Here is a 26,416-nt window from a genome sequence, read left to right on the forward strand (position 1 = left end):
CCCTGGCCGGTCGTGCCGCCGGGCCGTGGGACCGGCCCGGACGCGCAGCGCCCCGGCCGTGGGGACGACCGGGGCGACAGGGCGCTGGGGGCTTGGTGGGGCCGGGCCGCGGGGGCGGCCCGGGCCGGGGCGGTCCCGGCGGGCGGGACCGCTCCGTGGGCCGGCGGGGTCCTAGTGGAGGACCGGCTCGCGGACCTGCGGGGCGGCGCTGCGGGGGTCGTCGCCCTCGCCGCCCTCGCCGTCGTCGCCCGCGTCGGCGGCCTGCGCGGCGGCGGCCTCGGCGGCGAGCTCGATGCCGCTCTTCGTGCCGAGCGCCTTCTCGCGGAGGAACCAGACCGCCGCGAAGGCGACCAGGCCGAGCGGGGCGGCGATCAGGAAGATCTCCGCCACACCGGTGCCGTAGGCGTGCTCGACGACCTCACGGACGGGGACCGGCAGCGCGCCGACGTCCGGGATCGTGCTGCCGCTGGGGGCGCCGCCACCCTCGACGCCGCGGGCGGCCAGGCCGTCGGCGGTGGACGAGGCGACCTTCGAGCCGAGGATCGCGCCGAGGACCGACACGCCGATGGCGCCGCCGAGCGAGCGGAAGAAGGCGATCAGGGCCGACCCGGCGCCGATCTTGTCCGCGGGGATCACGTTCTGGACGGCGAGGATCAGGTTCTGCATGACGAGGCCGATGCCGACGCCCGCGACGAACATGAACGCGCCGACCTCGACGAGGCTCGTCTTCTCGTCGATCGTGCCCATCAGGCCGAGTCCGGCGGCCAGCGCCAGGGTGCCGGCGAGCATGAAGCGCTTGTAGCGCCCGGTCTGCGAGATCCGGCGACCCGACAGGGTGGACGAGCCGAAGAGGCCGACGACCATCGGGATCGTGAGCAGGCCGGAGGCCGTCGGGCTGTAGCCGCGGGCGAGCTGCATGTACTGGGTCAGGAACAGGGTCGTGCCGAACATCGCGACGCCGACGGCGACCGAGGCGATGACGGCCATCACGACGGTGCGGTTCTCGAACAGGTCGAGCGGGACGAGCGGCTCGGGGGCGCGGCGCTCGACGAGCACGGCGGCGATCAGGAGGACGATGCCGCCGATCACCATGGCGCCGGTCTGCCAGCTCATCCAGTCGAAGTTCTTGCCGGCCAGGGACACCCAGATCAGCAGCGAGGCGACGCCGGCGGCCATGAAGGTGCCGCCGAGCACGTCGATGTGGACGTCGTCGCGGCGCTTGAGCGGGAGCTTCAGCTCGCGCTGCAGCAGGACCAGGGCGAAGAGGGCGAACGGGACGCCGACGAAGAAGCAGGCGCGCCAGCCGATGCCGTCCGTGAGGACGCCGCCGATGACGGGACCGGCGACGGTGCCGAGCCCGAAGACCGCGCCGAGGTAGCCCATGTAGCGGCCGCGCTCACGGGGCGAGACGAGGTCGGAGAGGATGACCTGGACCAGCGCGGTGAGGGCACCGACGCCGACGCCCTGCAGCGCGCGGCAGGCGATCAGCCAGGTGGTCGACGTGGCGAAGCCGGCCAGGATCGAGCCGGTCAGGTAGATGATCAACCCGAGCTGGATCAGCTGCTTGCGGTTGAAGAGGTCCGACATCTTGCCCCAGATGGGGGTCGAGATCGTCATCGTCAGCAGGGTCGCGGTGACGACCCAGGTGTAGGCGGACTGGCCGCCCTTCAGGTCGGAGATGATCTCCGGCAGCGCGGCCGAGACGACCGTGCTCGACAGGATCGCGACGAACATCGCGAGCAGGAGGCCGGAGAGGGCCCGGAGGATCTGGGCGTGGGACATCTGCCCCGCCGCGGCGGCCGGCGCGCCGGCGCCCGCGGGGGTGGGTTCAGGACTGCTCATCGGGACTGCTCCTCGTGATGCGCGTCCGCGGGGTGCGCGGACGTGAGGGTGGGGTCGGCCGCGGGGCGGTCGGCCGGGACGTAGGTGGGGCGGGCGTCGCACCCGGAGAACGCCTCACGCAGGCGGACGATCCCGTCCGCCAGGCCGGTGACCTCGTCGTGGTCCCAGTCGGCGACGGCGATGCCGAGCGCGTCGAGGAGGCGCTGGTGCGCCCCCGCGAGCTTCGCGGTCCCGTCGTCGGTGATGGCGACGAGGCTCGAGCGGCCGTCGTGCGGGTCGGCGACCCGGTCGACGAAGCCCTCGTCCTGCAGGGCCTGGATCTGGCGGCTGGCGACCGAGAGGTTGACCTGCACGTCGGCCGCGACGTCGCTGATGCGCGCCGGGCCGATCCGCTCGACCGCGCTGAGGACCATCAGGCCCGCGACGGCGTGCTCGCCACCGGCGAACCGCTGGAGCTCGCGCCGAAGGGCGGAGAGGTTGTAGAGCGCGTGGGCGAGCTCGTCGATGTCGTGGGCGGTGTGGGCCATGGGTTGCGATACCTGCTTCCTGCAAGCAAGTATACCCACAACTGCTTGCTTTACGCAAGCACGTAGTTCCCGGGCGTGTCCGGGCGTCCGTCCGGGCCGCTGGCCCGGCGCCGGGGACCCGCCCGCCCGGCCCACGCCGCGGACCACCGCCCGGCCCGGGTCGGGCGGTCGACGGGCCCGGGGCGGACCGCCCTACCAGCCGACGCTGCCGTGGCAGTCGGTGTAGGTGCCCGTCGGCCCGTCGGCGGCGACGGTCGCCATCGCCACGATCGCGTCGGTGCCCTCCTCGACCGTCTGCGGGCCGCTGTTCCCGTTCAGGTCCGTCGCGGTGTAGCCGGGGTCCACGCAGTTGACGCGCAGGTCGGGGAGCGCCGCCGCCCACTGGGTGGTCAGCATGTTCAGCGCCGCCTTCGACGACGTGTAGGCGGGTGCCTGGAAGCTGCTCTCGATGCGGTCCGGGTCCGAGGTGGCCTCGTGCGAGCCGAGGCCGCTGGAGACGTTGACCACCACGCCCCCGGTGCCCGCCTGCAGCAGGGGCAGGAACTTCTGGAAGACGCGCACGGGCCCGAAGACGTTCACCGCGTAGACGGCCTCGACGTCCTCCGCGGTGACCTCGCCGACGGGGTCCTGACCGCCGGCGACACCGGCGTTGTTGATCAGGACGTCGAGGGTGCCGCCGGTCGCCGCGGACACCTCCTCCACCGCGCGGCCGACGCTCGCGTCGTCGGTGACGTCGAGGACGATGTGGCGGGCCCCGAGGGCCTCCGCGGCCTCGCGACCGCGCTCGGGGTCGCGCGCCCCGACCCAGACGTCGTGGCCGTCGGCGAGGAGCCGCCGGGCGGCCTCGCGGCCGAGGCCCTTGTTCGCGCCGGTGATGAGGATGGTCGACATGTCCTCATGCTCGCGCGGACGGGTCCCGGGCCCCATGGACAGGGCCATCGCGCCGACGGCGGATCCAACCCGCCGGCACGAAGGGCGCGGGCCGTCGGCCTCAGCCGCGCAACGGCGGGACCACGTTCGGTGCCGTCCTGCCGGCCAGGACCGCCGCGATGTTGCGGAGCGCCATGTGGGTCATCGCGGTCCGGGTCTCGAGCGACGCGGACCCGAGGTGCGGGAGGCAGACGAGGCGCGGCTCGTGGAGGAGCGGGTCCGCCGGGTCGCGGAGGGGTTCTGTGGCGAAGACGTCGAGCCCGGCGGAGTGCAGCCGGCCCTCGCGCAGGGCGGCGAGGAGGGCGTCCTCGTCGACGACCCCGCCGCGCGCCGTGGAGACCAGGGTGCCCTCGGGACCGATGAGATCGAGCTCGCGGGCGCCGATCAGGTCGGCGGTCTCCGGGGTCTTCGGCACGTTCAGCGACACGACGTCGGAGCGCTCGAGCAGCTCGTCGAGACTGACCGCCTCGGCGATCCCGTCGGCGGGCTTCGGGCTGCGGCTGTGCTGGACGACGGTCATCCCGAAGCCCGCGGCGCGCCGGCCGACCGCGGAGCCGATGTCGCCGTAGCCGACGATCCCGAGCGTCGCGCCCGCGACCTGGAGGCCGAGGAACGACCGCGGATCGAACGCGCCCCATTCCCCGGCGCGGGTGGTGTCGAGCGCCGGGACGAGCAGCCGGCGCGCCATGAGGATCAGCGCGAACGCGACGTCGGCGGTGGCGTCCGCCAGCACCCCGGGGGTGTGGGTCACGACGACCCCGCGCTCGCGGGCGGCGTCGAGGTCGACGTTGTCGAAGCCGACCGCCACCAGCGCGACGACCTTGATCTGCGGGTTCGCGTCGAAGAACTCCGCGCCGACCTGGTCGGGCGTCGAGACGACCAGCGCGTCGCAGCCGGCGGCCAGGTCGCGGAGGCCGGCGGCGTCGGGGGACGCGCCCTCGTCGGGGAGCACGAGCTCGGCGCCGTCCGGCAGCGGCGCGTCCTCGAGCCCCGGGTATCCCCGGCGGGAGAGCGCGATGCGGACGGTCGGGGCGTCGGACGTCATGCGCGGGACGCTAGCGGCGTCGGGGTTCGATCCCGGTCCAACCGTCGGTGCGCCGCGGTCGGGCGGAGGGTCGACCGGTCCGCGACGGCCCGCTCGTCGCCGCCGCACGGAGCGCGTCAGGCCCCGACGGCGGACCCGCACGTCGCCGCGACGGCGTCCGCGAACGCGTCGACCTCGTCCGGCGTCGTGTCCCAGGAGCACATCCAGCGGACCTCGCCCGTCGACTCGTCCCAGGTGTAGAAGCGGAACTCCTCGAGCAGCCGGTCGGCCACGCCGTCGGGCAGGAGCGCGAAGACCGCGTTGGCCTGCACGCGCTGGGTGAGCGTCACGCCCGGGACGTCCTGCACCGCCGCGGCCAGGCGGGTGGCCATCGCGTTGGCGTGCGCGGCGCTCGTGCGCCACAGCTCGCCCTCGAGCAGCGCGACGACCTGCGCGGCGAGGAACCGCCCCTTCGACGCGAGCTGGAGGGTCTGCTTGCGCAGGTAGGTCGTGCCCTCGCCGACGCCGTCGGTCAAGAGGACGAGCGCCTCGGCGCCGAGCAGCCCGTTCTTCGTGCCGCCGAACGACAGCGCGTCGACCCCCAGGTCGGTCGACGTCGCGGCGAGCGGGACGCCCAGTCCCGCGGCGGCGTTGGCGATCCGGGACCCGTCGACGTGGAGCAGCAGGTCGTGCGCGTGGGCGTGGTCGGCGAGCTCGCGGAGCTCGCCGGGCTCGTAGCGGGTGCCGAGCTCGGTGCTCTGCGTGACCGATACGACGCGGGGCTGGACCGCGTGCTCGTCGCCGACGCGCGTCAGGTGCCGGTCCACGAGTCCGGGCGTGAGCTTGCCGTCGGGGGTCGGGAGGGTCAGGAGCTTCGTGCCGCCCATCGACTCGGGCGCGCCGCCCTCGTCGACGTTGACGTGGGCGGTCTCGGCGCAGATCACGCCCTGCCACGGCCGGCAGAGCGCCCGGAACGCCAGGACGTTCGCCCCGGTGCCGTTGAAGACGAGCCAGGACCGGGCCGTCGGCCCGAGGTGCCGGCGCAGGAGCTCCTCCGCCCGCGCCGTCCAGGGGTCCTCGCCGTACGCGACGGCGTGGTCGACGTTCGCGTCGGCGATCGCCGCGAGGACCTCGGGGTGGACGCCCGCGTAGTTGTCGGAGGCGAAGCCCTTCATCGCCCGATCCTCGCATCCGGGGCGTGCGACCCCGTCGCCCGGGGACGCCGCCCGCCGGTGCCTCCCGGCCCGGCCCCGTCGTGCGGACCGGTGCCCCTCACGCGGCGACCGCGGCCGAGGCCGCCGAGACCCGCTCCGGCCGCTCCAGCGCCGGCGCCATCTTCAGGCGCAGCGACGTGTAGAAGATCGAGAGCGGGAACTCGTCGTCGAGGACCTCGTCGACGTGGACCCGCGGGTCCTCGACCTCGGCCAGCGGCTGCGACGCCCAGACGGAGCCCGCGGCCGGCGGGACGTACGTGGCGACCAGCGCGTGGGCGGCGCGCCAGTGCCCGAGCTTCGTGCGGTCGATGCCCTCGCGGTAGAGGTCCTCGACCAGGGTGCGGAGCTCCAGGACGCCGTCGGCGACGTGGTCCCAGTCGATCGACAGGCGGTTGTCCGTCCAGTGCAGCCGGCCCGTCCGGTGCAGGTAGGCGAACAGGAGCTGTCCGCCGAGCCCGTCGTAGTTCCGCACCCGCGTGCCCGTCACCGGGAAGCGGAAGAGACGGTCGAGCAGGATCGCGCGCTGCGCGTCGCGGGCGACGGCGACGCCCTGCCGCTCGAGCAGCACGGACTCGCCGAACGCGGTGAGGTCGCAGCGGAGCTCCTCCAGCGCGTACATCCAGTACGGCATGCGCTGGCGGATCATGAACGGGTCGAACGGCAGGTCGCCGTGGCTGTGCGCGCGGTCGTGGACGAGGTCCCACAGCAGGTAGGCGTCCTGCGCCGCGCGCTGCGAGGCGCACAGCGCCGCGACGTCCGGCGGCAGGTCGAGCCGCAGGATCCCGGCCGCGGCGGTGACGGTGCGACGGAAGCGCTCGGCCTCGCGGTCGCAGAAGATCCCGCCGAAGTGGTTGGCCGCGCGCTCGGCCACCGAGACCGTCTCGGGGAACAGCACTGCGCACTCCGAGTCGTAGCCCGAGGTGTGGTCGACGAAGGTCACCGGGACGAACTTCGCGTTGTCGTACCGCTCGCGCTCCAGGTGCGCGAGCCACGCCGGCCACGGCACCCGGACGAGCAGGGCCTCGAACGCGGTGTCGCGCGAGCCGTTCTGCTTGTACATCGGGAACAGCACGAGGTGCTCGACGCCGTCGCGACGCTCGAGGTCGGGGCGGAACGCCTCGAGCGACGGCCCGAAGTCCGGCACGCCGAACCCGTCGTCGGCCCAGTGCCGGAGGTCGTCCACGACGGCGGCGAGGTACGCGGACTGGTGCGGCAGGTGGGGCGCCAGGGCCTGCACCGCGGCGACGACCTCGCGGACCTGGTCGGCGGCCTCGGCGGTGTGGCGGTCGCCACCCGCCGCGACGTCGATCGCGCCGTCGGGCCGCTGCAGCGCGCGCAGGGCCTCGACGGCACCGACGAGCGCCGACCAGGCCGGGTCGGTGAAGGCGGAGGACGGCTCGTCCGCGCCCTCGTCGGCCATCGACGGCGCGGCGAGCCACGACGTCAGGTTGCGGAGCAGGGTCTCGTGGTCGCCGTCGCCGAGGCAGTCGTCGCCGAAGAGGTCGGAGTCGCCCAGGACCGCGACGCGGCCGGCCCCGGCGGACGCCACCGCCGCGAGCGGGGCGTCGGGGGTCGAGGCGGTCGCCGACGTCCGCAGCAGCGCCCGCGCGCCGCCCGCGAGGTCGAGGGTGGCCGCCCGGTAGAAGCACGCGCTCGAGACCCCGGCCAGGAGGTCGACACCGCCGATGCGCCCCGCGGCCCCGCGGACCGGCGCGGCGAGCACCCAGTGCGGGGCACGGTCGTGGTGCGCGTAGTCCGAGACGACCTCGTTGTGGACGGCGATCCCGTACGGGGCGAGGAGCTCGGTGACGTTGTTGCCGTACTTCTCGTGCTCCTCCTCCGCCAGGACGAGCAGGCCGCCGCCGGCCGCGACGAACGCGTGGATCGCGTCGAGCTCCTCCGCGCGCAGGAGCGGACCGTCGCCGGGCACGGTCCGCTCCCAGCGGGGCTCCGACGGATGCGCGATGACGAGCACGTCGACGTCGGCGAGCACCGCGGGCGTGAGGACCCCCGCGGTGTGCGCCCGGACGTCCAGGTCCCACCGCCGCAGGCGCTCGGCGGCCTGCGCGTAGGAGGAGTCCTCGGGGTGCGACGGCTGCATCTCGCGCGCCACGTCGGGGCGGATCGTCCACGCCTCGCGGTGCGCCTCGTCGAACAGGACCCGCGCGAGCGGGTGACGGGTGGGCACCGGGGGGATGTCGAGGCTCATGGCGATGGCGTCAACGCTACGGGCCCCATGATCCGCTGTCGATGCCGACCTGCGTCGAATTCGTGTCAGAATCGTGCAGATGGATGACATCGACCGCCGAATTCTTGCGCTGCTCCTCGAGGACGGACGGCGGACCTACGACGACGTCGCCGCGCACGTGTCGCTGAGCGCCCCGTCGGCCAAGCGGCGCATCGACCGGCTGCGCGCGTCAGGCGTCCTCCGGGGCTTCACCGCGTCGATCGACCACGGGGCGCTCGGCTTCCAGACCGAGGCGCTCGTCGAACTCTTCTACGGTCCGGCGGTGCAGCTGGACGAGGTCGCGGCGTCGCTGCGGATCCGGCCGGAGGTCGTCGAGGCGTGGAGCGTCACGGGCGAGGCCGACGCGATCGCGCGGGTCCGGACGAAGGACAACCTCGACCTCGAGCGCCTGATCCGCGACCTGCAGCGCGACGGCCAGGTCGTCCGCACCCGCTCGCAGATCGTGCTCTCGCGGCTGGTGGGCCCGGGCGAGCCGGGCCAGTAGAGCAAGGCGTCGACGTGGAGCGTCAGTTCTGGGCGCCGCCGATACCGAGGCGCGCGTCCGCGAAGCCCGGCGGGCTCGAGATGATCTGGCTGAAGCGGACGACGGTGACGATGTCGTCCTGCGTGACCGTGCGGCCGTAGATCTGCTCGAGGAAGTGGATGAGCTCGTCGTGCCGGCGGAACTCCGGGTTGTCGTGCTCGATGTCGCGGGGCGAGAGGTCGCGGACCCGCTTGACCTCGACCGCGTCGATGACGGCGTCGAAGATCTTCTCGCGCGGGGAGAACTGATACCCGATCGTCACGAGGACCGCCTGGTTCTTGCGGTACTTGTGGGACTTGTCGCCGAGCCGGATCGTGGCGGTCTTGCGGCCCCGCTTCAGCTGGTCGGCGAAGATGCGGGAGTAGAAGTTCAGGACCTGCATGCGGGGCGAACCCTAACGGCCGGGGGTGCCCCTGGCCATGGATTGCACGGATCGGCCCGCTTTTCAGGCGCCCGGGGTCCGCGCCATCGCCTGGGCGACCATCTCGCGGTCGCCGGGGAACGCGAGCTCGTCGAGCGCCTGCTCGAGCGGCATCCAGTAGGCGCGGGTGACCTCGAAGCCGTCGGCGATCGGCTCGCCCTCGACGTGCGCGCAGAGGTACATGCGGACGGTCTTGCGGATCCGCTTGCCCTCGCGCTGGTACCAGTAGACGACCTCGCCCAGGCGGGCGGTGATCGACGCGGAGACCGACGTCTCCTCCCAGATCTCGCGCAGCGCTGCGGTCGGCGGGTCCTCGCCCTCCTCCGGGTGGCCCTTGGGGAGGGTCGCGATCGTCCGGCCGTCGGGGCGGACGGGGTTGATGACGAGGCACGCGCCGTCGCGCACGACGACGCCGCCGCAGGAGAACTCCTTCTCGGCCGGCGGCTTCCCGCCACCGGTGCCCGGGCCGCGGCCCCGGCCGCCACGACGACGCCGCCGCCCGCCGCGGGCGCCGGTGGCCGCGGACGTCGGGGCGTCCTTCTTCGCGCCGTCTTGTCGACCACCGGGCGCGTTCCTGCCGCCGTCCCGGGGGCCGTCGCCGCCTGCGGACTGCTTCTTCGACTGGCCCTCCGCGGACGGACCGTCACCCGGGGAGCCGGGTGCGGCGTCCGTGGCGGGGCGACCGGATCGTCGTCCCCGCCGGCGGCGGGCCATCAGTACACGTAGCGGTCCAGCGCCGCCGGATCGTGCACGAGGATGCGTCCCCGGCCCTGCTTCAGCACGCCCGCCCGCTCGAGGACGGCGAGGAACCGGCTCGCGGACTCGCGCGAGCTGCCCGCCAGCTGGGCGATGTCCGCCTGCGTGATGCGGATCTCGACCTCGGGGTCCTCGTTGCCCTCCTCGCGCGCCTGCTCGACGAGGCGGGTCATCACGCCCGCGACACGGGACTGCACCGTCTGGAACGACTGGCGGGAGAGGCGCTCGTTGGCCTCGCGCAGCCGGCGGCCGAGCGCGACCACGAGCTTGGCGGAGATGTCGGGGTGCTCGCGCATCAGTCGGCGCATGTCGCCGGCGAGGATCGCGAGGGCCTGGACGCGGTCCAGTGCCTCGACGGTGGCGGAACGCCGGTCGGTGTCGAACATCGCGAGCTCGCCGAAGATGTCGCCGGTGCCGAAGTGCGCCAGCGTGATCGCGCGGCCGTCGGGGTGGTGGCGCACCGCGCGGCAGTGGCCCTCCTTCACGACGTAGCAGGTGTCCGACTTGTCGTTCTCCCGGAAGATCACCTGCTGCGGTGAGAATCGCCGGGGGACGGCGACCTCCGCGACACGCTGGAGATCTTCGGGCGCGAGGGTCTCGAAGACCGGTACGCGGCCCAAGAGCTCGAGCGTGGGATCGATGTCGTTGACCTGATGCTCGGTGGCGCCCACCCCATGTGATTACCACACACAACGGTCGGACGCGACGAATTGCTCGGACGTCCTCGCGTCCCTGTGTGATCTCTGGACACTCCTGGACGGCGTCCTGACGGGGCGGAGCGGACGACCGGGTCCGGCCCTGGAGGATGTGACGATCCGGTGACCGACGGAGCCTCGGGCGGTGTGGGTCAGGATTCCGGGGTCACCGATGGTCGGATACCGACCGGAGCTGACCTCGACGCTCCCCTCGACGTCCTACCGCGGTCACCGACGGTCGGATACCGACCAGGACCGACCCCGCCCCTCCCGCCCGGGCCCGCGGCGGTCACGGACGACGGACCAGGGACGCGGCCCGGGTGGGGCGGGCGACGAGCGGGGGCACCGGGCACCGGCCCGGTGCCCCTCCCTCTCACGCCTCGTCGATCACCGTCTGCCGCCGGCGGGCCTCGCCGCGGCGCCGGAGCGCGAGCCCCAGGCCGCCGAGGGCGATCAGCGGGAGGACGATCACGCCGCCGATCAGCACGACGCCGCCGCCGACCTCGAGCACGCGGCCCGCGTCGTGCCAGGCGTCGCCGATGCCCCACCTGCCGTCGTCGACCGCCGGGACGGCCTCGTCCTCGGCGGCCTTCGTCGTCGTCAGCCGCAGGTCGATCCGGGACGTCGCGGTCTGGCGCCGGAGCTGGTCGACCTGGCCCTGCAGCGACGCGACCCGCGAGCTCAGGAGCGTCAGCTCGCGTCTCCGGGCGGCGCGCTTGGCCGGATCGACGGTCTTCGCCAGCGCCAGCCGCGCCGCGGCGCGGTCCGAGCGCAGATCGGCGAGCTGGTCGGCCAGGGACGTCGCCTGGTCGGTGACGTCGGTCGACGAGCGCTCCAGCCGGACAGGCCGGCCGATCTTCGAGAGCGCCGCGACGGTGCTGTCGAGCCGCCGCGTCGGAACGACGACCTGGAACGTCCCTCCGGCGCGGGACCCGCGCTCGCGGACCTCGGACGACCCGAGGTAGCCCCCGGCGTCCTGCACGATCGTCATGACCCGCTCGGCGGACGTCGCGACGTCGCCCGGGTTGATGCGGACGGTCTGCTCGACGTCCTTGATCACGCGGCGGGGGGCGTCGAGGGGGGCCTGCTTGGTGGTCGGGGACGGGGCGATCTCGCGGGACAGCCGCGAGACGCCGTCGGACGGTGCCTCATCGGTCGTGGACAGCGCGCGCGGGGACGGACTCGCGACGGCGCCGGAGTCGATGCCGTCGCCGGACGACGAGCGCAGCTCGGTGCTGTCGGCGCTCTGACGGCCCGTCTCCCCCGCGGACGAGCCGGAGGTCGTCGAGGGCGCAGCCGACGCCGCGGACCCCGCGGTCGTCGCGGACTCGGATGCGGCACCCGCCGACGAGCCGCCCGCGCTCGTGGACTGCGCCATGGCGTCGACCGTCGGCCGACCGCTCCCGTCGTCGCCCTTCACCACCACCCCGACCGGGATCGCGACCGCGACGACCGCCGCGGCCGCGAGGCCCAAGCGCCAGCGACGGTCGGCGGGCATCCGGCCGACGATGGTCCGGCGCTGCGGGGCCTCCTTGGCGGCCTGGACGCGCTCCTCGAGACGCATCTTCGCGCCGACGTCGAGCTCCGGGCGGGCGGCGCGGACGTCGGCGACGAGGGCCAGCAGCTCGGCGTCGAGCTCGTCGGCGTCGCTCGTTCCGGGAGCGCTCGGCCCGCCGGCGCCGTCGGACCCTCCGGCGTCGGTGATCCGCGGGCCGTCGGGGTCGGCGGACCGGCGCGCGGCGTCCGGGTCCGCGACGAACGCGTGGAGCGCGGCGTCGAGGCGGTCGAGGTCGTCCTCGACCTCGGGGGTCAGGCGGGGCTCAGAGCGCAGCACGGACGGCCTCCCTCAGATGGTTCAGGACGCGGTGCAGGCGGCTGCCCGCGTTCGTGGTGGAGATGCCCAGGACCTCACCGATCTCGGCGTTCGTGAGGCCGGCGTGGAACTTCAGGCCGACGAGCTCGCGGTCGCGGCCGGGGAGGGCGTCGATGGCGCGGGCGACGGCGGCTGCGCGGTGGGCGGCCTCGTCGCGGTCGGCCAGCGCCTCGGCGTGGTCGGGGACCGCGGTGTCCGGTGGGTCGTGCGTGAGCTCGGCCCCTCGACCGCGGCGGCGGAGCTCGTCGACGCAGGCGTTGCGGGCGATCCCGAAGATCCAGGCCCGTGGCTCGCCGCGCCGGGGGTCGAAGCGGCCGCGGCGACGCAGGGCGCGCTCGAACGTGACGGCGACGACCTCTTCCGCGGCTGACGGATCCCGCACGACGGTGCGGGCGTAGGCGTGGAGGTCGTCGGCGCAGGAGCGCCAGAGCGCTTCGACGTCGAGGGGCGGGGATCGCGTCATGGCCGACGGCAGCACGGCTGTTGCTGTCTCGCTCATGGGGACACTACGGGCGACCTCCGGAGGCGTCACGGAATTCGTGTCGACGGTGTGCGCGATGGGCCGGACTGCGGATCCGGCGAGGAGCACGTGACAAGGGTCCTCCACGCCGAGGGGCCTGTCACGTTGTCGGCGTCGGGGCAGGGAGAACGTGACAAGGCCTCGACCGGACGCGGGTGGTTGTCACGTCGTCCCTGTTCGGACGTGAACGGGCGTCGGCGCGGCGGCGCGGCGGCGCGCCCCGCCTTCACCCGTCCTGATCGACCAGCAGCACCAGCTTCCCCGGAACCGTCTGGGACTCGAGCCGCCGGTGGGCCTCGGCGATCTCGGCAAGCGGGAGCGTCGTGACCTCCGGCGTGAGCGAGCCGTCGGCGACGAGCGCGACGAGCGCCGCGAGGTCCTCGCGCAGCGCCGCCGGGTCCTTGTCGGCCGCCCCCGTGCGCCCGGCGATCACGTACATCGGCACGGCTGCCCCGCGCGTCAGCTTCGCCTTCGCGAGCGCGGCGCCGTGGCGACCGAGCAGGCCGATCCGGCCGAAGCCCTTCCCCGCGCCGAAGCCGACGCCGTAGCTGACGACGGTCCCGTCCCTCCGGGTCATGCGCCGCGACGCCGCGAGCTGCGGGCCCCCGACGGCGTCGAACGTGGCATCGACGCCATCGGGCGCGTGCCGGCGGACGGCGGCCTCGACGTCCTCGGCGCGCCGGTCGACCGGGATCCCGCCGCGAGCCTCGACGAGCGCGGTCCGGTCGCCCGAGGCGGTGCCGATCGCGCGGATCCCGGCGAGCGCGCAGAGCTCGAGCAGCGCCGTCCCGACTCCGCCCGCCGCGCCGAGCACGAGGACCGTGCCGCCCTCCGGCACCGCCGCGACCCGGTGGAGCATCTGGTGCGCGGTCACGTAGTTGAGGACCAGCGCGGAGGCGGACGCGGCGTCGACGTCGTCCGGGATGGGCACCGCCCAGGCGGCCTTCGCGACCGCGTGGGTCGCCGAGGACCCGCTGACGGTGAGCGCCGCGACGCGCGAGCCGACGGCCGGCGCCGTCGTCCCCGGGCCGGCCGCGACGACGCGCCCGACGAGGTCGTACCCCGGTGTGAACGGCAGCTTCGGCGTCTCCGGGTAGAGGCCCTGGCGCATCAGGACGTCCGCGTAGGCGACCCCGACCGCCTCGACGGCGACGAGCACCTCGCCGGTCCCGGGGTCGGGCGTCGCGACCTCCTCGAGAAGCAGGTTCTCGGGCCCGCCGTGCTCGCGGACGACGACGGCGGTGGTGCTCGGCATGACCGGAGTCTGGCGGAACGCGGGCCGTCGGTCAGGAGGTCCTGCGTCCTCGTGGGCGCGCGCGGACGGGCCGGGACGCCGGACGTGCGCCGGCGCGTCTCGCCGGACGCGGCCGCCGGACGCGGACGCCGGACGCGCCCGGGCCGGAGCGCCGGCGGCACCCGGCCGACGACCGGCGCCTACCAGCGCAGCAGCCGCGGGTCGTTCGAGGTGACGCCCGTGACGCCGCAGGCGCGGATCGCGTCGGCGCGGTCGGCGTCGTCGACGGTCCAGACGTACAGCTCTCCCGCGGCGGTGACGGCCCGGGCGAAGGACGGCGTGATCAGCGACCAGTGCGCCATCACCGCGTCGATCCGTCCGGTGCGGAGCTCCCGGACGAGGATCCGCGGGAGCGCGCGGCGGAGCCCGAGGATCGCGCCCGCGACGGGCACGCGGGCCCAACGGATCTGCGACCAGTCGCGGGAGACCTTCGGCACCGAGCGGCCGATCCGGACGCCGGGGTCGACCGCCCGGAGGGCGCGGAGCGTCGCGGTCTCCGTCGACGACACCAGCGTGCGGCCCACGAGGTCTCGGTCCCGGAGGGCGGCGACGATGGCGGCCTCGTCTCCGGGGACCTTCGAGTCGAGGTTGATGCCGAGGTGCGCGAGGTCGGGCTCGCAGAGGCGGTCCAGCGCCTCGGCCATCGTCGGGGCGTCGGGTCGCGCGGCGAGGTCGACGGGGTCGTGGGCGAGGCGGAGTCCGCCTCGGCCGTCGGGCAGCGCGTCGAACTCGACGACGTCGACCCCGAGCGTCGCGGCGTGCTCGATCGACGCGATCGTGTTGCCCGGCACGACCGCGTGGCAGCCCATGTGCCCGAAGCGCAGGGTCCGCCCCTCGGCGCGGGCCGCGGTGCCGGGCCAGGGGGTCGGGGGCGACGTCAGCGCGTCGTCGACGGTCGGCATGGGCGCATCGTCGCCGACACGGGCGTGCGCCGGGTGACGCCGGGGTGACGCGTCACGACTGGCACCCCGTGCACCAGTACGTCGGGCGGTTGTCGTCGCCGAGCTGGCGCTTGCTGATCGGGGTGCGGCAGCGGGGGCAGGGCTCGCCGTCGTGGCCGTAGACCTGCTTCGGGCGCAGGTGGGTGCCGAGCTTCGCGCAGCGCTGGATGCGGGGCGCGGTCCAGGCGATCATCGCGGTGAGGTCGTCGTCCGGGGTCGCCGAGATCGGCTTCGTGGGGTCGACCCGCTGCGCCCAGCACGCCTCGCTCTTCCAGACGTTCCCGATCCCGGCGACGGTGCGCTGGTTCAGGAGCGCGTCGCCGACGGGGCGCGACGGGTCGTCCTGGCGGAGCCGGAGGAGGACGCGCTCGGGGTCGACCTGCGCGGGCACGCAGATGTCCGGGCCCAGGGCGCGCAGCCGCGGGTCGGTCGCGATCTGGTGGTGGGTGCGGAGCTCGAGGAACGGCCCGTCGAACTCGATGACGTCCTTGTCGCCCCGGCCCAGGACGAGCCACGCGCGGCGCGGTGCCCGCGGCCACTGGTCGCCGGTCGTCCGCACCGCCCACGACCCGGTCATCCGCAGGTGGCTGTGGAGCGCCAGGTCCCCCTGGAAGAAGATGAGGAGGTTCTTGCCGCGGGCCTCGATCCGCTCGACCGTCAGGCCCTTCAGCCGCTTGTCCCACCGCTTGTCGCGCGTGCGCTCGCTGGGGCTGTGCACCCGCTCGATCGGGCCGCCGAGGAGGACGGGGCGGAGCCGCACCGCGGCGTGGTGGATGGAGTCGCCCTCGGGCATCGCGGTCGAGGCTACGGGGCGGGGGTCGCGGGTGGACGTCGGCCGTCTCCCGGGTCCGAAGGCGTGCCCGAGCGGTGATGCTCGCGAGAGCGCCGGGGTGCTGCGGGTTCCTGCGGTCCAGCGGCACCTTCCTGCAGCGCGCCGTCCGACCGCGCCGGGTGCTGCGGATTCCTGCCGTCCAGCGGCACCTTCCTGCAGCGCGCCGTCCGACCGCGCCGGGTGCTGCGGATTCCTGCCGCCCAGCGGCACCTTCCTGCAGCACTCGCCGCGCGCCCGCGGACGTCGATGCGTGCCGGGAGGTCGGCCGGTCGCCGGGCGTCAGCCGGTCGACCCCGCCGCGGAGCCGGCGGATCGACCTCCCAGCGCCACGCCCACCGCCGCGACCGCGTCGGCCGCCGTCCCCACGACGTCGATCGTCGTGCCGGTCGGCACCGGCGGACGCCGCACCATCAGGACGGGGATCCCTCGCTCGCGGGCGGCGTCGAGCTTCGCGCGTGTCGCGTCGCCGCCGGAGTCCTTCGTGACGACGAGGTCGATCGCGTGGTCGGCGAGGAGGCGGCGCTCGTCGTCGAGGGCGTACGGGCCGCGGGCGAGCAGGACCTCGTGGTGCGGGGGGACGCGTCCCTCGGGCGGCTCGATCGAGCGGATCAGGAACCACGCGTCGGTCACCTCCGCGAACGCCGCGACGCCCTGCCGTCCCGTCGCGAGGAGCACCCGCCGGCCGAGGCCCTCGACGCGCGCCGCCGCGTCCGCGAGGTCGTCGGCGTCGTGCCAGTCGTCCCCGGGCCCGGGCGTCCACCCCGGGCGGCGGAGCGCGACCAGCGGAGTGCCCGTCGCCGCGCACGCGTCGGCCGTCCCTTGCGAGATCCGCTCCGCGAACGGGTGCGTCGCGTCGACCACCGCGCGGACGTCGTTCGTCGTCATCCACGCCGCGAGGTGCTCCGCCCCGCCGAACCCGCCGACGCGGATCTCACCCGGGAGCGCCGGCGTCCCGGCGACGCGCCCCGCCAGCGACGTGATCGGGCGGACGTCGTCGCGGACGTCGAGGAGGCCCGCCAGGTCGCGGGCCTCGGTCGTCCCGCCGAGGATCAGGACGGTCGCGGCCCCGGTCACGCCGACCGCCGACCCGACGTCCCCGCGCAGTGACCGCTTCGACCGCGGCCCGCCACCTCGGACCGTCGACCGTCTCGCACCCGGCGGCACGGGCCCCGCCGCCGACCGCTTGAAGCCTCGGCGGCCCCCCGAAGAAGGAGCGAGGAGGCGCCGGTCACGCCCGCGCCAGGTACTTCGTCGGCGCCGAGCGGAAGCCCGCCGGGACCAGGAGCGGCTCGAGCGGGTGGCCGATGACCTCGAGGCCGTCGATGCGCTCGAGCTGGAGGCCCTTGCGCGGCAACGAGCCCGCCTTGCCCGTCTGGATCGCCTCGACCAGCGCCGCGAAGGCGATCGGCAGGCGCGGGTCGTCGTAGTGCACGAGGACCTGGAGCGCCTTGCCCGAGCGGTCGACGAAGAGGATCGGGTCCGGGCCGACGAGGACGACCCGGGCGCCCTGCGCGCGCTGGGGCCGGGGCTCGTTGGCGGTCGACGGGCGCTCGAGCTGGGTGGTGCGAGCACCCTCCTCCCGGTCCCCGCGCGGCGCCGGCAGCTCCGGCCACGGCAGCAGCGTCCCGTAGGGCTGCGCCGGGTCGGTGGCGTCGAGGGTCGTCGCCGGGAGCGGGCGACCCAGGCTGTCGACGGCGTTGACCTCGCCGTCGGGGCCGTGGACGTCCGGGACCGCCTGGCCGCGGAGACGCTCGACCGCCCCCGGGAGCGCGAACTGGGCCCCGCCGAGGCCCTCGACGAAGTAGCCGCGGCGGCAGACGCCGAGGGTCTCGAGCGCCCCGAAGCTGTCGTAGAGCGTCGAGAAGCCGCCCGCGATGCCCTCGGCCTTCACGTGCTCGCGGGTGACGATGCCGTGGCGCTCGAGGAGCAGCTCGGCGAGCGTGCGCCGGCGCAGGCCCGGATCGACCGCGCCGCCGTCGAGCGGGACGAAGAGGGGCGCGGTCAGCGAGAACCGGCCCTGGGTGGAGGTCGTCTGGGCGCCCGTCGGCCGCGGACCGAACCGCCGGCGGCCGCCCGCGCGCGTACCGATCCCCGACCGGGCGGCGGCCGGCTGGGGCTTCTGGGCCTTCATCCCCGCACGACCGGCACGCAGCGGCGCGAAGACGTCGCACGTGACCTCGCCCGCCCAGATGAGGTCCCAGAGCGCGTCGCGCAGGTGGGCGGTGTGCTCGGGCAGCGCGCCGAGGACGTCCGAGAAGAACATCGACCGCGACGCGAGCAGCCGGCGCAGCGCGTCGTGGACCGGACCGGAGGGACCCGGCTGATCGGCCTGGCCTCCCGGGCCGGTGCCCCGGGGCGAGCCGTTCGGTCCGGCCGCCGCCCCGCCGGATCCCGGCACGCCCGGGCTCCCATCTGGTCCACCCGACTCGAGCGCGCGCCGCCCCGCGCTCATCGGCGCCCCGGCCGCCGGCAGCGAGATCGACGCGTCGCGCGCCGCCCGGCCGGTCGGCGGCCCGATCACGGCGCTGTCCTCGCGGAAGTAGAACGCGACCTTGCCGCCGCCCCGGCCCAGCGCACCGGCGCCGACCCAGACGACCTCGCCCGACGCGCACAGGCCGTCGAGCCACGACGGGGAGTAGGCGCCCAGGCGACGCGGGAGGACCTCGTGCTCCCACAGCTCGACCGGCAGCGCCAGACCCTGGAGCGGGACGAGGACCTCGCGCAGGCGGTCCGGCCCCGCGCCGGCGGGGCGGTAGCGGTCGACGCCCTGCCAGGTCTGCGAGAACGAGACGAGCGCGCGCGGGTCGGCCGGCTCGATCTCCTGCCGCAGGACGGCGAGCGACATCCGCCGCAGGCGCCGGAGGACCTCGGGGTCGCAGTGCTCGGTCTCGGTGCCGCCGGGGCGGATCTCGCCGCGGACGAGCTCGTCCTCTCGCAGCAGCTCGCGCAGGACGGCGGTCGGGTCGACGCCGTAGCGGGCGTGCAGCTCGTGGTCGACGAACGGCCCGTGCGTCGCCGCGTACCGGATCACGAGTCGCCGGAGCGGATCGCGGACGTCGTTCAGGAAGACCTCGGGCAGGCCGCCGGGCGGGACCGCGCCGAGCGCGTCGCGGTAGAGGCCGGCGTCGTCGGCGGCGATCCAGCGCTGCTCGCCGCCGATGCGCATGCGAATCGCGCGGCGCTGGCGCTCGAGGTCGTCGAGCCACGCGGTCGCGGCGGCGCGGCGCTCCTCGAGCGAGCCGACGTCGGCGATGTCGGAGTCCTTCGGAGCGCCGTCCGGCCCGCGGCCGTCGGCGGCCGACGCCCGGGCGAGATCGCCGTCGGTCGCATGTCCGCCGCCGTCCGGACCGCCGCCGTTCGAGCCGTCGGCCCCGTCGGAACGCCCGCCTGCCCGTCCGTCGCGCCCCCCGTCCCGGTCCCACGCCGCCGACGACAGCGAGCCGATCGCCACGCGGTCGAGGATCTCCTCGTCGGTCAGGTCGCCGACGCGGCGGAGGACCTCGCCCAGCGCGTCGGCGTTGCGGGCGCGGGTCTTCGGCGAGCGGTGCTGGAGGTCGGCCTCGAGCTGGGCCAGGGCGCCCTCGTCGAGCAGGTCGCGCAGCTCGTCCTGGCCGAGGAGCTCACGGAGCAGGTCGCGGTCGAGCGAGAGGGCCGCCGCGCGCCGCTCGGCGTTCGGGGCGTCCCCCTCGTACATGTAGGTCGCGATGTAGTCGAACAGCAGCGAGCTGGCCATCGGCGACGCGGTGCCGGTCTCGACCTCGACGATCGTGATCTCGCGGCTCTGGAGCTTGCTCAGCAGGTCGATCAGGCCCGGCACGTCGAGGACGTCCCGCAGGCACTCGCGGTAGGTCTCGAGGATGATCGGGAAGTCCGGGAACGTCTGGGCGACCTCGAGCAGCGACTGCGCCTTCAGCCGCTGCTGCCAGAGCGGCGTGCGCTTGCCGGGCCGGGCCTTCGGGATCAGGAGCGCGCGGCCGGCGTTCTCGCGGAAGCGCGCGCCGAACAGGGCGCTGGTGCCGAGCTCGGAGACGATCAGATCCTCGACCTCCTCGGGCTCCGGGACCAGCAGCTCGAGCACGCGGTCCCACCCCGCACCCATGCCGCGGCCGCCGTCGTCGGGGAGGCTGAGTCCTGCGTCGACGCCGGACCCGCCCGCCGCCTTCGCGCCGGCGTCGTCCCCATCCCCGACCGGCGTCCCGAACCCGGCGTCCGCCACCGCGCTCGCCGCCTTGCCGGCGTCGAACCCGTCCTCGAACGGATCGTCCCCGAACGACACGCCCTGCCCACCGGTGTCGTCGATGTCGGGGAGGTGGATGATGATGCCGTCGTCGGACCAGATCGCGTCGGCCTCGAGGCCCATCTCGTCGCGGATCCGGCGCGACGCCGCGAGGCCCCAGGCGGCGTGGACGCGGCCGCCGTACGGGGAGAGCAGGCAGACGCGCCAGTCGCCGATCTCGTCCTTGAAGCGCTCGATGACGAGGGTCTGGTCCGACGGGATCACGCCCGTCGCGTCCTGCTGCTCGGTGAGGAAGTCCAGGAGGTTCCGCGCCGCGAGGGGGTCGAGGTCGTAGTCGCGGACGAGCGTGGCCTCGTCCTCGCCGACGGCCCAGCGCGAGAACGCGCCGATGGCCTCGCCCAGCGCCTTCGGCCGGCCGCGCTGGTCGCCGCGCCAGAACGGCACCGCGCCCGGGGCGCCCGGTGCGGGGGTGACGACGACCTTGTCGCGGCCGATCTCCTCGATCCGCCAGGTCGACGCGCCGAGCAGGAACGTCTGGCCGGCGCGGGCCTCGTAGACCATCTCCTCGTCGAGCTCGCCGACGCGGCGGCCGTCGGGGAGGACCACGCGGTACATGCCGCGGTCGGGGATCGTTCCCGCGTTCGCGATCGCCAGCCGCCCGGCGCCCTTCCGCGGGCGGATCGTCTGGCCGACGCGGTCCCAGACCACGCGCGGCCGCAGCTCGGCGAAGTCCTGCGACGGGTAGCGCCCGTCGAGCATGTCGAGCGTGCGCTCGAACAGCTCGCGCGGCAGGTCGGCGTACGGGTACGCGCGGGTGACCAGCGCGAAGACGTCGTCGACGGCGATCGCGGGCTCGGCGTCGTCGTCGGTCGTCTCGGTGTCGGAATCGACAGAGGCCGCGATGGCGACGATCTGCTGGGCGAGGACGTCGAGCGCGTTCTTCGGGACGACCGTCGGCTCGATCAGCCCCTCGCGCATCCGTCGCACGACGACCGCGCACTCGAGGAGGTCGGCGCGGAACTTCGGGAAGATCCGGCCCTTCGCGGTCTCGCCGACGCCGTGGCCCGCGCGGCCGATGCGCTGCAGGCCCGCCGCGACGGACTTCGGCGACTCGATCTGCAGGACGAGGTCGACCGCGCCCATGTCGATGCCGAGCTCGAGCGAGCTGGTCGCCACGAGGCACGGCAGCTTGCCGGCCTTCAGGAGCTCCTCGACGACCTCGCGCTCCTCGCGGCTGAGCGACCCGTGGTGCGCGCGGGCGACCTCGACCGCCGACGGCCCGGTGGGTGCCGGACGGTCGGGCTGCGTGTCGTCGCGCGGGCCGTAGTGGTCGGAGTGCGGCCGCCCGACGCCGGTGACGTGGTTCTGGCTGCCGGCGATCCCGCCGCCGGAGTCGGCGTCGCGGGGAGCGCCGTTCGGGGCGGTGGCGGGGTGCGAGCCGGCACCGCGGCGACCGTCAGGACCACCGCCGTCGCGCGTGGGCACGCCCTTCGGCCCGAGCCCCGCGGCGAGCCCGGCCGCGATCGCCTCGCTCCGCAGCAGCTCCTCCTCGCCGGGCGCCGACACCCGCCGTGCGCCCTCGGCAGCGACCGACCCGGGCAGCGACGACCGGGCCTGCGACGGGACGACCGGCGGCGGCTTCCGCGGGAGCGGCGGCTGGATCCCCGCGTGGCGCTCCGGCCCGGGAAGGGTGATCTCCTCGTCGGGGTCGTGGTGGCGCGAGGCCGCCCAGGTGCCGGCCTTCCCCGCGGCCTCGGCGCGGGCCTGCAGCTCGCGCTCGCGGGCGGCGCCCTCGGGATCGTCGTCGTCCTCGTCGGGGTCGTCCTCTCCACCGACCACACCGTCGCGCGTGGCGATCAGCCGCCGCAGGTCGCTGTCCTTGCGCTTGCGGGCCTCGTCCGGATCCTCGTCCCAGCGCGCGTCGGGGTTCGCGTTCGGATCGCCGAGCCCGGCCTCGAGCGCCGCCTGCGCGAGCCGCGACTCGGCGAGCTCGTTCAGCCGGAGCGCCAGGCGCTCGGCCGACCGCCGCGAGTTGACGAAGACGATCGTCGACCGGTGCTCCTGCACGAGGTCGAGGATCTCGGGGTACATCGCGGGCCAGATCGAGTTCCGGGTCGCCCCGTGGGTCGGGTCGCCGCCGGGCTCGAGCGGGTCGTCGGCGAGCTGGACGCCGCCGGCGGACGGGTCGAGGTCGTCGCCCAGGTCGTCGAGATCGTCGCCGTCGACGGTCGCGGCGGCCGGCTCGAGGGCGTCGCCGGCCGGGTCGAGATCGAGGTCGTCCGCCGCCCCTTTGGCTTCGAGGCCGCGCCGGGCGGCGTCGACGGCACCCGGGTCCAGGTCGAGGTCGTCCGCGCCAGCCGGATCGAGGTCCAGGTCGTCCGGATCGAGGCCCGCGGCGTCGCCCGTCGACGCACCCGCGCCCACTGCCGACCCGGCCCCGTCGCAGTCACCGTCCCCCGCATCGACCGACGCCGCCGTCCCCGCCCCCGGCGCGAAACCGCCCTCCGGCTCGAGCTGATCCCCCGACGCCGGGCCGGTCGTGTCGTCGATGCCGTCGGTCTCGGGCCGGCGGACGGTCCCCGCGGGCGCGAGGTCGAGCTCGGCCATCGACTCGACCGGGACCCGGATCTGCAGGTCCATCTTCTTCTTCTCGCCGGTCTCGACGATCCGGCACGAGCGCTTCGGGCCAACGAGGAACCGGCCGATCTCCTCGAGCGGGTTCTGCGTCGCGGACAGGCCGATCCGCTGCATCTCGTCACCCGACCACGCCCCCGGCTGACCCGGCTCGCGCAGCGCCGAGAGCCGCTCGAGCGTCAGCGCCATGTGGCTGCCGCGCTTCGTCCCGGCGACGGCGTGGATCTCGTCGATGATCAGCGACTCGACGCCGGTGAGCATCTCCCGTGCGCCCGACGTGAGCATCAGGAACAGCGACTCGGGCGTCGTGATCAGGACGTCCGGCGGGCGGCGGCGCATGGCGGCACGTTCCCGCTGCGGGGTGTCGCCGGTGCGCAGGGCGACCTTGATCGCGTCGCGGTCGCGACCCTTCTCGGCGCGCAGCGACCCGTCCCGCGCGCGGTCGTCGGGCAGCAGCGAGCCCTGGCCGATCGCCGCGGTGATGCCGGCGAGCGGCGCGCGCAGGTTGCGGTCGACGTCGTGCGACAGCGCCTTCAGCGGCGAGACGTAGAGCAGCCGGACGCGCCGCTGCTTGTCCGGCAGCGGGTTCGCCGCCAGGCGGTCGAGCCCGTAGAGGAACGCGGCGAGCGTCTTGCCCGACCCCGTCGGCGCGGAGATCAGCACGTGCTCGCCGGCCGCGATCAGCGGCCAGGCCTGGGTCTGGACCTGGGTCGGGCCGTCGAAGGCCCGGGTGAACCAGTCCGCGACCGCAGGGGTGAACACGTCGAGCGCCACGAGGACCTGAGACTACGTGAGCGAACGGGTGTTCGGTTGCGCTGCGGTCCCGCTCCACCGCGCCGTCGCCTCGTCGTCGAGCCTCCACGTGCTTCGGTGTGGCCCCGGATCAGTCCGGCGCCGCCCCCTCCTCGCGCCCCAGCGCGTCGCGCACCGTCATCCCCGCGTACCGCCCCTGGCCGTAGCGCGCGAGGCCCGCGTCGAGCCGGCCGGCCCAGTCGCCGCGGGAGGCGATCGGCATCCGGTGGGTCCACGGGGCGGGCTCGCCGGTCGTGCGGATGCGGCGGAGCGGCGGCCTGCCGGCGTCCGGGTCGTCCGAGCGGAACGCCATCAGGACCCGGATGACGCGCTCGCCGCCGGGCTCGTCCGTCGTCCGACCGCGGCGGCGGGAGCGCAGGACGACGAGCCCGACGTCCGACAGCTCCGACCACGTGGCGCGCCAGGTCGCGTCGCCCGCGTCCCACGTGATGCCCTCGCGGTCGACGACGAGCCGCGAGTCCCGTGCCGCCCGCGCCGCGATCGACACGCCGAACGCGACGACCAGGAGGACGACGCCGACGACGAGCAGCGCGACGAGCGCCACCCCGCCGGCGACGGGTCCGGCGAGGATCGCGAGCACGCCCGCCGCGACGCACAGGTTCCGCGCGGTCCGCAGCCGCGGTCCGGTGTAGCTCCCGACCTCGAGGACGATCGGTTCGGCGGAGGGCACGCCCGGAACCTACTGCGGGGGCGGTGGGACGATGACGCGGCGGCGCGAGGCGGGCGAGGAGGACCGACGCCGGGCCCGGCGCGGGCCGCCGGCGCACGGCGCGACCCGACCGGCGCGGCACCCGCGACCGCAGGAACGAGCGCCACCCGGAGCCGGAGGGTCAGCCGGCGCGCCTTCCTGCGCTCGGGCCGCAGGAATGGACGCCGGACGCCGGCCCCGCGCGAGCCGGCGCTCCTTCCTGCACCACTGGAACGGCGCCGGGCGCCCCGCACCCGCGGAACGCCCGGACCCCGCCCGGCCACCCGGGCCGGGCGACGACGGGACGGCCACGCCGCCCCGGACCGCTCAGGCCGCGACGGGCTGCTTCGTCGCCTCGGCGACCTGCGCCACGACGGCGGCGATCTTCTCGGCGACCTCGGAGTCCTCGCGCGGGTGGGTCTCGGCGAAGCGGACGACCGACTCGGCGATCGAGAGGGAGACGTCGGAGAGGACGGTGGCGCCCGCGATGCCGGCGGACTTCTTCGCCTCGTCCTGCGCCCAGACGCCGCCGTACTGGCCGTAGGCGGTGCCGACGACGGCGAGCGGCTTGCCGACGAAGACGCCGGAGCCCATCGGGCGCGACGCCCAGTCGATGGCGTTCTTCAGGACCGCCGGGATGGTGCCGTTGTACTCCGGCGAGAAGAGGATCACGCCGTCGGCCGCGGCGGCGGACTCGCGGAAGCGGACGGCGGCGGCGGGCACGTCGGCCTCGGTGTCGATGTCCTCGTTGTAGTACGGGATGTCGGCGAGGCCCTCGAAGAGCTCGACCTCGACGCCCTCCGGGGCGAGGGCGACGGCGGCCTCGGCGAGCTGGCGGTTGTGGGAGCCGGAGCGGAGGCTGCCGACGAGGGCGAGGATGCGGACGGTGGACATGGGAGGTCTTTCGTGTCGAGGTCGGGTGATCGGGCGACCGGCGGAAGTGGACCGCGGTCCGATACGAGAGTTGTAGCACGAAATCGGACCGCGGTCCACTTTGGCGCGATCCGCTAGGATGTCCCTGTGGCTGCCTCACCGTCCACCCCGCTGACCGTCCTGCCGTCGGCATTGCTGCCGATGGTCTCGGTCGTGGAGACCGAGCGTGCCGACGCGGCGCGCAACCGCCGCCGGCTGCTCGAGGCCGCGCAGGAGCTCGTCGCCGAGGTCGGGGCGAACCAGGTCACCATGGAGGCCGTCGCCGCGGCCGCCCAGGTCGGCAAGGGCACCGTCTTCCGCCGCTTCGGCGACCGCGTGGGCCTGATGGTCGCGCTGCTCGACCTCAACGAGCGCACGAACCAGGAGGCCTTCATGTTCGGGCCGCCGCCCCTCGGCCCGGGTGCTCCCCCTCGCGAGCGCCTCGTCGCGTTCGGCGAGCAGCGGATGGCGTTCGCCGCCGAGCACAAGGACGTCCTGCTCGCCGCCGAGGCCTGCGGGTCGCGGCGCTACGAGCACCCGGCCCGGGCGGTCCTCGTCCTGCACGTCTCGGCCCTGCTGCGCGAGGCCGGGGTCGAGGGCGACGTCGAGCTGCTGACCGAGACGCTGCTCGGCTACCTCGACGTCGCGCTGCTCGCGCACCTGCGCGAGACCCGGGACCTCCCGGCCGAGCGGCTCAGCGCGGGCTGGGCCGACCTCGTGCGCCGGGTGCTGCCGGCCTGAGCTAGATCCCGTTCGGGTCGCAGCCCTGGCCGGTGCTCGCCGCCATGCCGGAGGACGACCACTTCTGGCAGTAGACGCCCTTGTGGTACGACGCGTCGCGGTCGTACTGCGTCAGACCGATAGACGGGTTCGCGCTGTGCGCCCCGATCGCGGACTCCGAGGAGCGCATCGCGGCCTGGAACGAGGCGATCGCCGAGCGCTGCGCCCCGTCGGCGGGCTCGAGCGCCGCGAGCTTGCGGGCGACGGCGCGGCGGTTGGTGAGCGCCGACTGGTACTGCTGGCCGACGGTCATCTGTCGCCCGCGGGCCGACTGCTGCATGAGCGCCACGAGCTGCCGGGCGACCGCCTTCTTCCTCGCCGCCTTCTGCTGGGCGGCGGTCTGACCCGCAGGGGGCGCGCCGCCCGCCGCGCCGCCGCCGGCGGACCCGCCGCCGGTCGAGGGCGTCCCGCCGTTCGCGGTCGTCCCGCCGTTCGACGGCGGCGTCGGTGCCGTGCCGGTCCCGTCCTTCGTGCCGTCGCCCCGGCCGTCGGTCTTCGTGACCTGCGCGGCCCGGTCGCCCTTGTCGTCCTTCTTGTCGTCCCCCGGCGACGCGATCAGGTAGCCGATCACGACGGCCAGGATCAGGACGAGCGGGATCACCGCACCGAGCGCGATCCACCGGCCGCGGCCGCCGTCGCCCGAGGAGCCACCGCCCGCCGGTGCCTGCGGCGGCGCGGAGCCCCAGCCCTGCGCCGGCCCCTGCTGCTGCGG

21 protein-coding genes are annotated in these 26,416 nt (G+C 75.1%); 2 read left to right on the top strand and 19 right to left on the bottom strand.

Going from position 1 to position 26,416, the window contains the following annotated elements:
• Window positions 1-171: 171 nt before the first annotated feature.
• The 6 genes from PATMI_RS27505 to PATMI_RS27510 all read right to left on the bottom strand — a co-directional run bounded on the left by PATMI_RS27505 (window position 172) and on the right by PATMI_RS27510 (window position 7,746).
• The gene (locus tag PATMI_RS27505) at window positions 172-1,842 is read right to left on the bottom strand and encodes an MDR family MFS transporter (RefSeq protein WP_169738329.1); all 1,671 of its coding nucleotides are present in this window, start codon (window positions 1,840-1,842) and stop codon (window positions 172-174) included.
• On the bottom strand, window positions 1,839-2,369 hold the full coding sequence (locus tag PATMI_RS0104960; protein ID WP_026910075.1) for a MarR family winged helix-turn-helix transcriptional regulator: 531 nt from the start codon (window positions 2,367-2,369) through the stop codon (window positions 1,839-1,841). The genes PATMI_RS27505 and PATMI_RS0104960 overlap by 4 nt, the downstream gene beginning before the upstream one ends.
• A 192-nt stretch (window positions 2,370-2,561) precedes the next feature.
• The gene (locus PATMI_RS0104965) at window positions 2,562-3,260 is read right to left on the bottom strand and encodes an SDR family NAD(P)-dependent oxidoreductase (protein WP_026910076.1); all 699 of its coding nucleotides are present in this window, start codon (window positions 3,258-3,260) and stop codon (window positions 2,562-2,564) included.
• A 100-nt stretch (window positions 3,261-3,360) separates the two neighbouring features.
• On the bottom strand, window positions 3,361-4,344 hold the full coding sequence (locus tag PATMI_RS0104970) for a 2-hydroxyacid dehydrogenase (RefSeq protein ID WP_036726981.1): 984 nt from the start codon (window positions 4,342-4,344) through the stop codon (window positions 3,361-3,363).
• 116 nt (window positions 4,345-4,460) lie between these two features.
• Window positions 4,461-5,498 carry a threonine aldolase family protein gene (locus PATMI_RS0104980; RefSeq protein WP_026910077.1) on the bottom strand — a complete coding sequence of 346 codons (1,038 nt, stop codon included), beginning with the start codon at window positions 5,496-5,498 and terminating at the stop codon, window positions 4,461-4,463.
• Window positions 5,499-5,595: 97 nt separating this feature from the next.
• Window positions 5,596-7,746, bottom strand: coding sequence for a DUF6421 family protein (locus tag PATMI_RS27510; protein ID WP_051471073.1), 2,151 nt, complete (start codon window positions 7,744-7,746; stop codon window positions 5,596-5,598).
• A 73-nt stretch (window positions 7,747-7,819) separates the two neighbouring features.
• On the opposite strand from PATMI_RS27510, the gene PATMI_RS0104990 reads away from it, so the two are divergent.
• On the top strand, window positions 7,820-8,269 hold the full coding sequence (locus PATMI_RS0104990) for an Lrp/AsnC ligand binding domain-containing protein (RefSeq protein ID WP_026910078.1): 450 nt from the start codon (window positions 7,820-7,822) through the stop codon (window positions 8,267-8,269).
• Between the two features lie 22 nt (window positions 8,270-8,291).
• On the opposite strand, the gene PATMI_RS0104995 is transcribed toward PATMI_RS0104990, so the two are convergent.
• The 12 genes from PATMI_RS0104995 to PATMI_RS0105050 form a co-directional block, all read right to left on the bottom strand.
• On the bottom strand, window positions 8,292-8,690 hold the full coding sequence (locus tag PATMI_RS0104995; protein WP_022929804.1) for an ASCH domain-containing protein: 399 nt from the start codon (window positions 8,688-8,690) through the stop codon (window positions 8,292-8,294).
• Between the two features lie 63 nt (window positions 8,691-8,753).
• Complete coding sequence (locus PATMI_RS33905) at window positions 8,754-9,443, bottom strand: NUDIX hydrolase (RefSeq protein ID WP_026910079.1); 690 nt, start codon at window positions 9,441-9,443, stop codon at window positions 8,754-8,756.
• Window positions 9,443-10,156: a Crp/Fnr family transcriptional regulator gene (locus tag PATMI_RS0105005; RefSeq protein WP_026910080.1), complete on the bottom strand. Its 714-nt coding sequence runs from the start codon at window positions 10,154-10,156 to the stop codon at window positions 9,443-9,445. Before PATMI_RS0105005 ends, PATMI_RS33905 begins: the two co-directional genes overlap by 1 nt.
• A 397-nt stretch (window positions 10,157-10,553) precedes the next feature.
• Window positions 10,554-12,014, bottom strand: a complete 1,461-nt coding sequence (locus PATMI_RS0105010; RefSeq protein ID WP_026910081.1) for a DUF4349 domain-containing protein — start codon at window positions 12,012-12,014, stop codon at window positions 10,554-10,556.
• A complete protein-coding gene (locus PATMI_RS0105015) occupies window positions 12,001-12,552 on the bottom strand; it encodes an RNA polymerase sigma factor (protein ID WP_036725258.1) in 552 nt (183 codons plus the stop codon). Before PATMI_RS0105015 ends, PATMI_RS0105010 begins: the two co-directional genes overlap by 14 nt.
• Before the next feature lie 247 nt (window positions 12,553-12,799).
• Window positions 12,800-13,828, bottom strand: coding sequence for a zinc-binding dehydrogenase (locus tag PATMI_RS0105020; RefSeq protein WP_026910083.1), 1,029 nt, complete (start codon window positions 13,826-13,828; stop codon window positions 12,800-12,802).
• 179 nt (window positions 13,829-14,007) lie between these two features.
• Window positions 14,008-14,769 carry a glycerophosphodiester phosphodiesterase gene (locus tag PATMI_RS0105025; protein ID WP_026910084.1) on the bottom strand — a complete coding sequence of 254 codons (762 nt, stop codon included), beginning with the start codon at window positions 14,767-14,769 and terminating at the stop codon, window positions 14,008-14,010.
• A gap of 52 nt (window positions 14,770-14,821) precedes the next feature.
• A complete protein-coding gene (locus PATMI_RS27520) occupies window positions 14,822-15,601 on the bottom strand; it encodes a DNA-formamidopyrimidine glycosylase family protein (protein WP_051471074.1) in 780 nt (259 codons plus the stop codon).
• Window positions 15,602-15,919: 318 nt separating this feature from the next.
• Window positions 15,920-16,714, bottom strand: coding sequence for a cobalt-precorrin-6A reductase (locus PATMI_RS27525; RefSeq protein ID WP_036726990.1), 795 nt, complete (start codon window positions 16,712-16,714; stop codon window positions 15,920-15,922).
• A 154-nt stretch (window positions 16,715-16,868) separates the two neighbouring features.
• Window positions 16,869-23,285 (bottom strand): DEAD/DEAH box helicase, encoded by a 6,417-nt coding sequence (locus PATMI_RS37820; protein ID WP_051471075.1) that lies wholly within the window; start codon window positions 23,283-23,285, stop codon window positions 16,869-16,871.
• Between the two features lie 109 nt (window positions 23,286-23,394).
• Window positions 23,395-23,994 carry a hypothetical protein gene (locus PATMI_RS0105045; protein WP_026910085.1) on the bottom strand — a complete coding sequence of 200 codons (600 nt, stop codon included), beginning with the start codon at window positions 23,992-23,994 and terminating at the stop codon, window positions 23,395-23,397.
• A gap of 345 nt (window positions 23,995-24,339) precedes the next feature.
• Window positions 24,340-24,906, bottom strand: coding sequence for an NAD(P)H-dependent oxidoreductase (locus tag PATMI_RS0105050; RefSeq protein WP_026910086.1), 567 nt, complete (start codon window positions 24,904-24,906; stop codon window positions 24,340-24,342).
• Window positions 24,907-25,086: 180 nt separating this feature from the next.
• On the opposite strand from PATMI_RS0105050, the gene PATMI_RS0105055 reads away from it, so the two are divergent.
• Window positions 25,087-25,665, top strand: coding sequence for a TetR family transcriptional regulator (locus tag PATMI_RS0105055; RefSeq protein ID WP_084270295.1), 579 nt, complete (start codon window positions 25,087-25,089; stop codon window positions 25,663-25,665).
• Between the two features lies 1 nt (window position 25,666).
• Here the strand turns inward: PATMI_RS0105055 and PATMI_RS38140 are convergent, their stop codons facing one another.
• Window positions 25,667-26,305, bottom strand: coding sequence for a hypothetical protein (locus PATMI_RS38140; protein ID WP_026910088.1), 639 nt, complete (start codon window positions 26,303-26,305; stop codon window positions 25,667-25,669).
• Between the last annotated feature and the right edge of the window lie 111 nt (window positions 26,306-26,416).

This window comes from Patulibacter minatonensis DSM 18081 (assembly GCF_000519325.1).
In the GTDB taxonomy this organism is placed as follows: Bacteria; Actinomycetota; Thermoleophilia; order Solirubrobacterales; family Solirubrobacteraceae; genus Patulibacter; species Patulibacter minatonensis.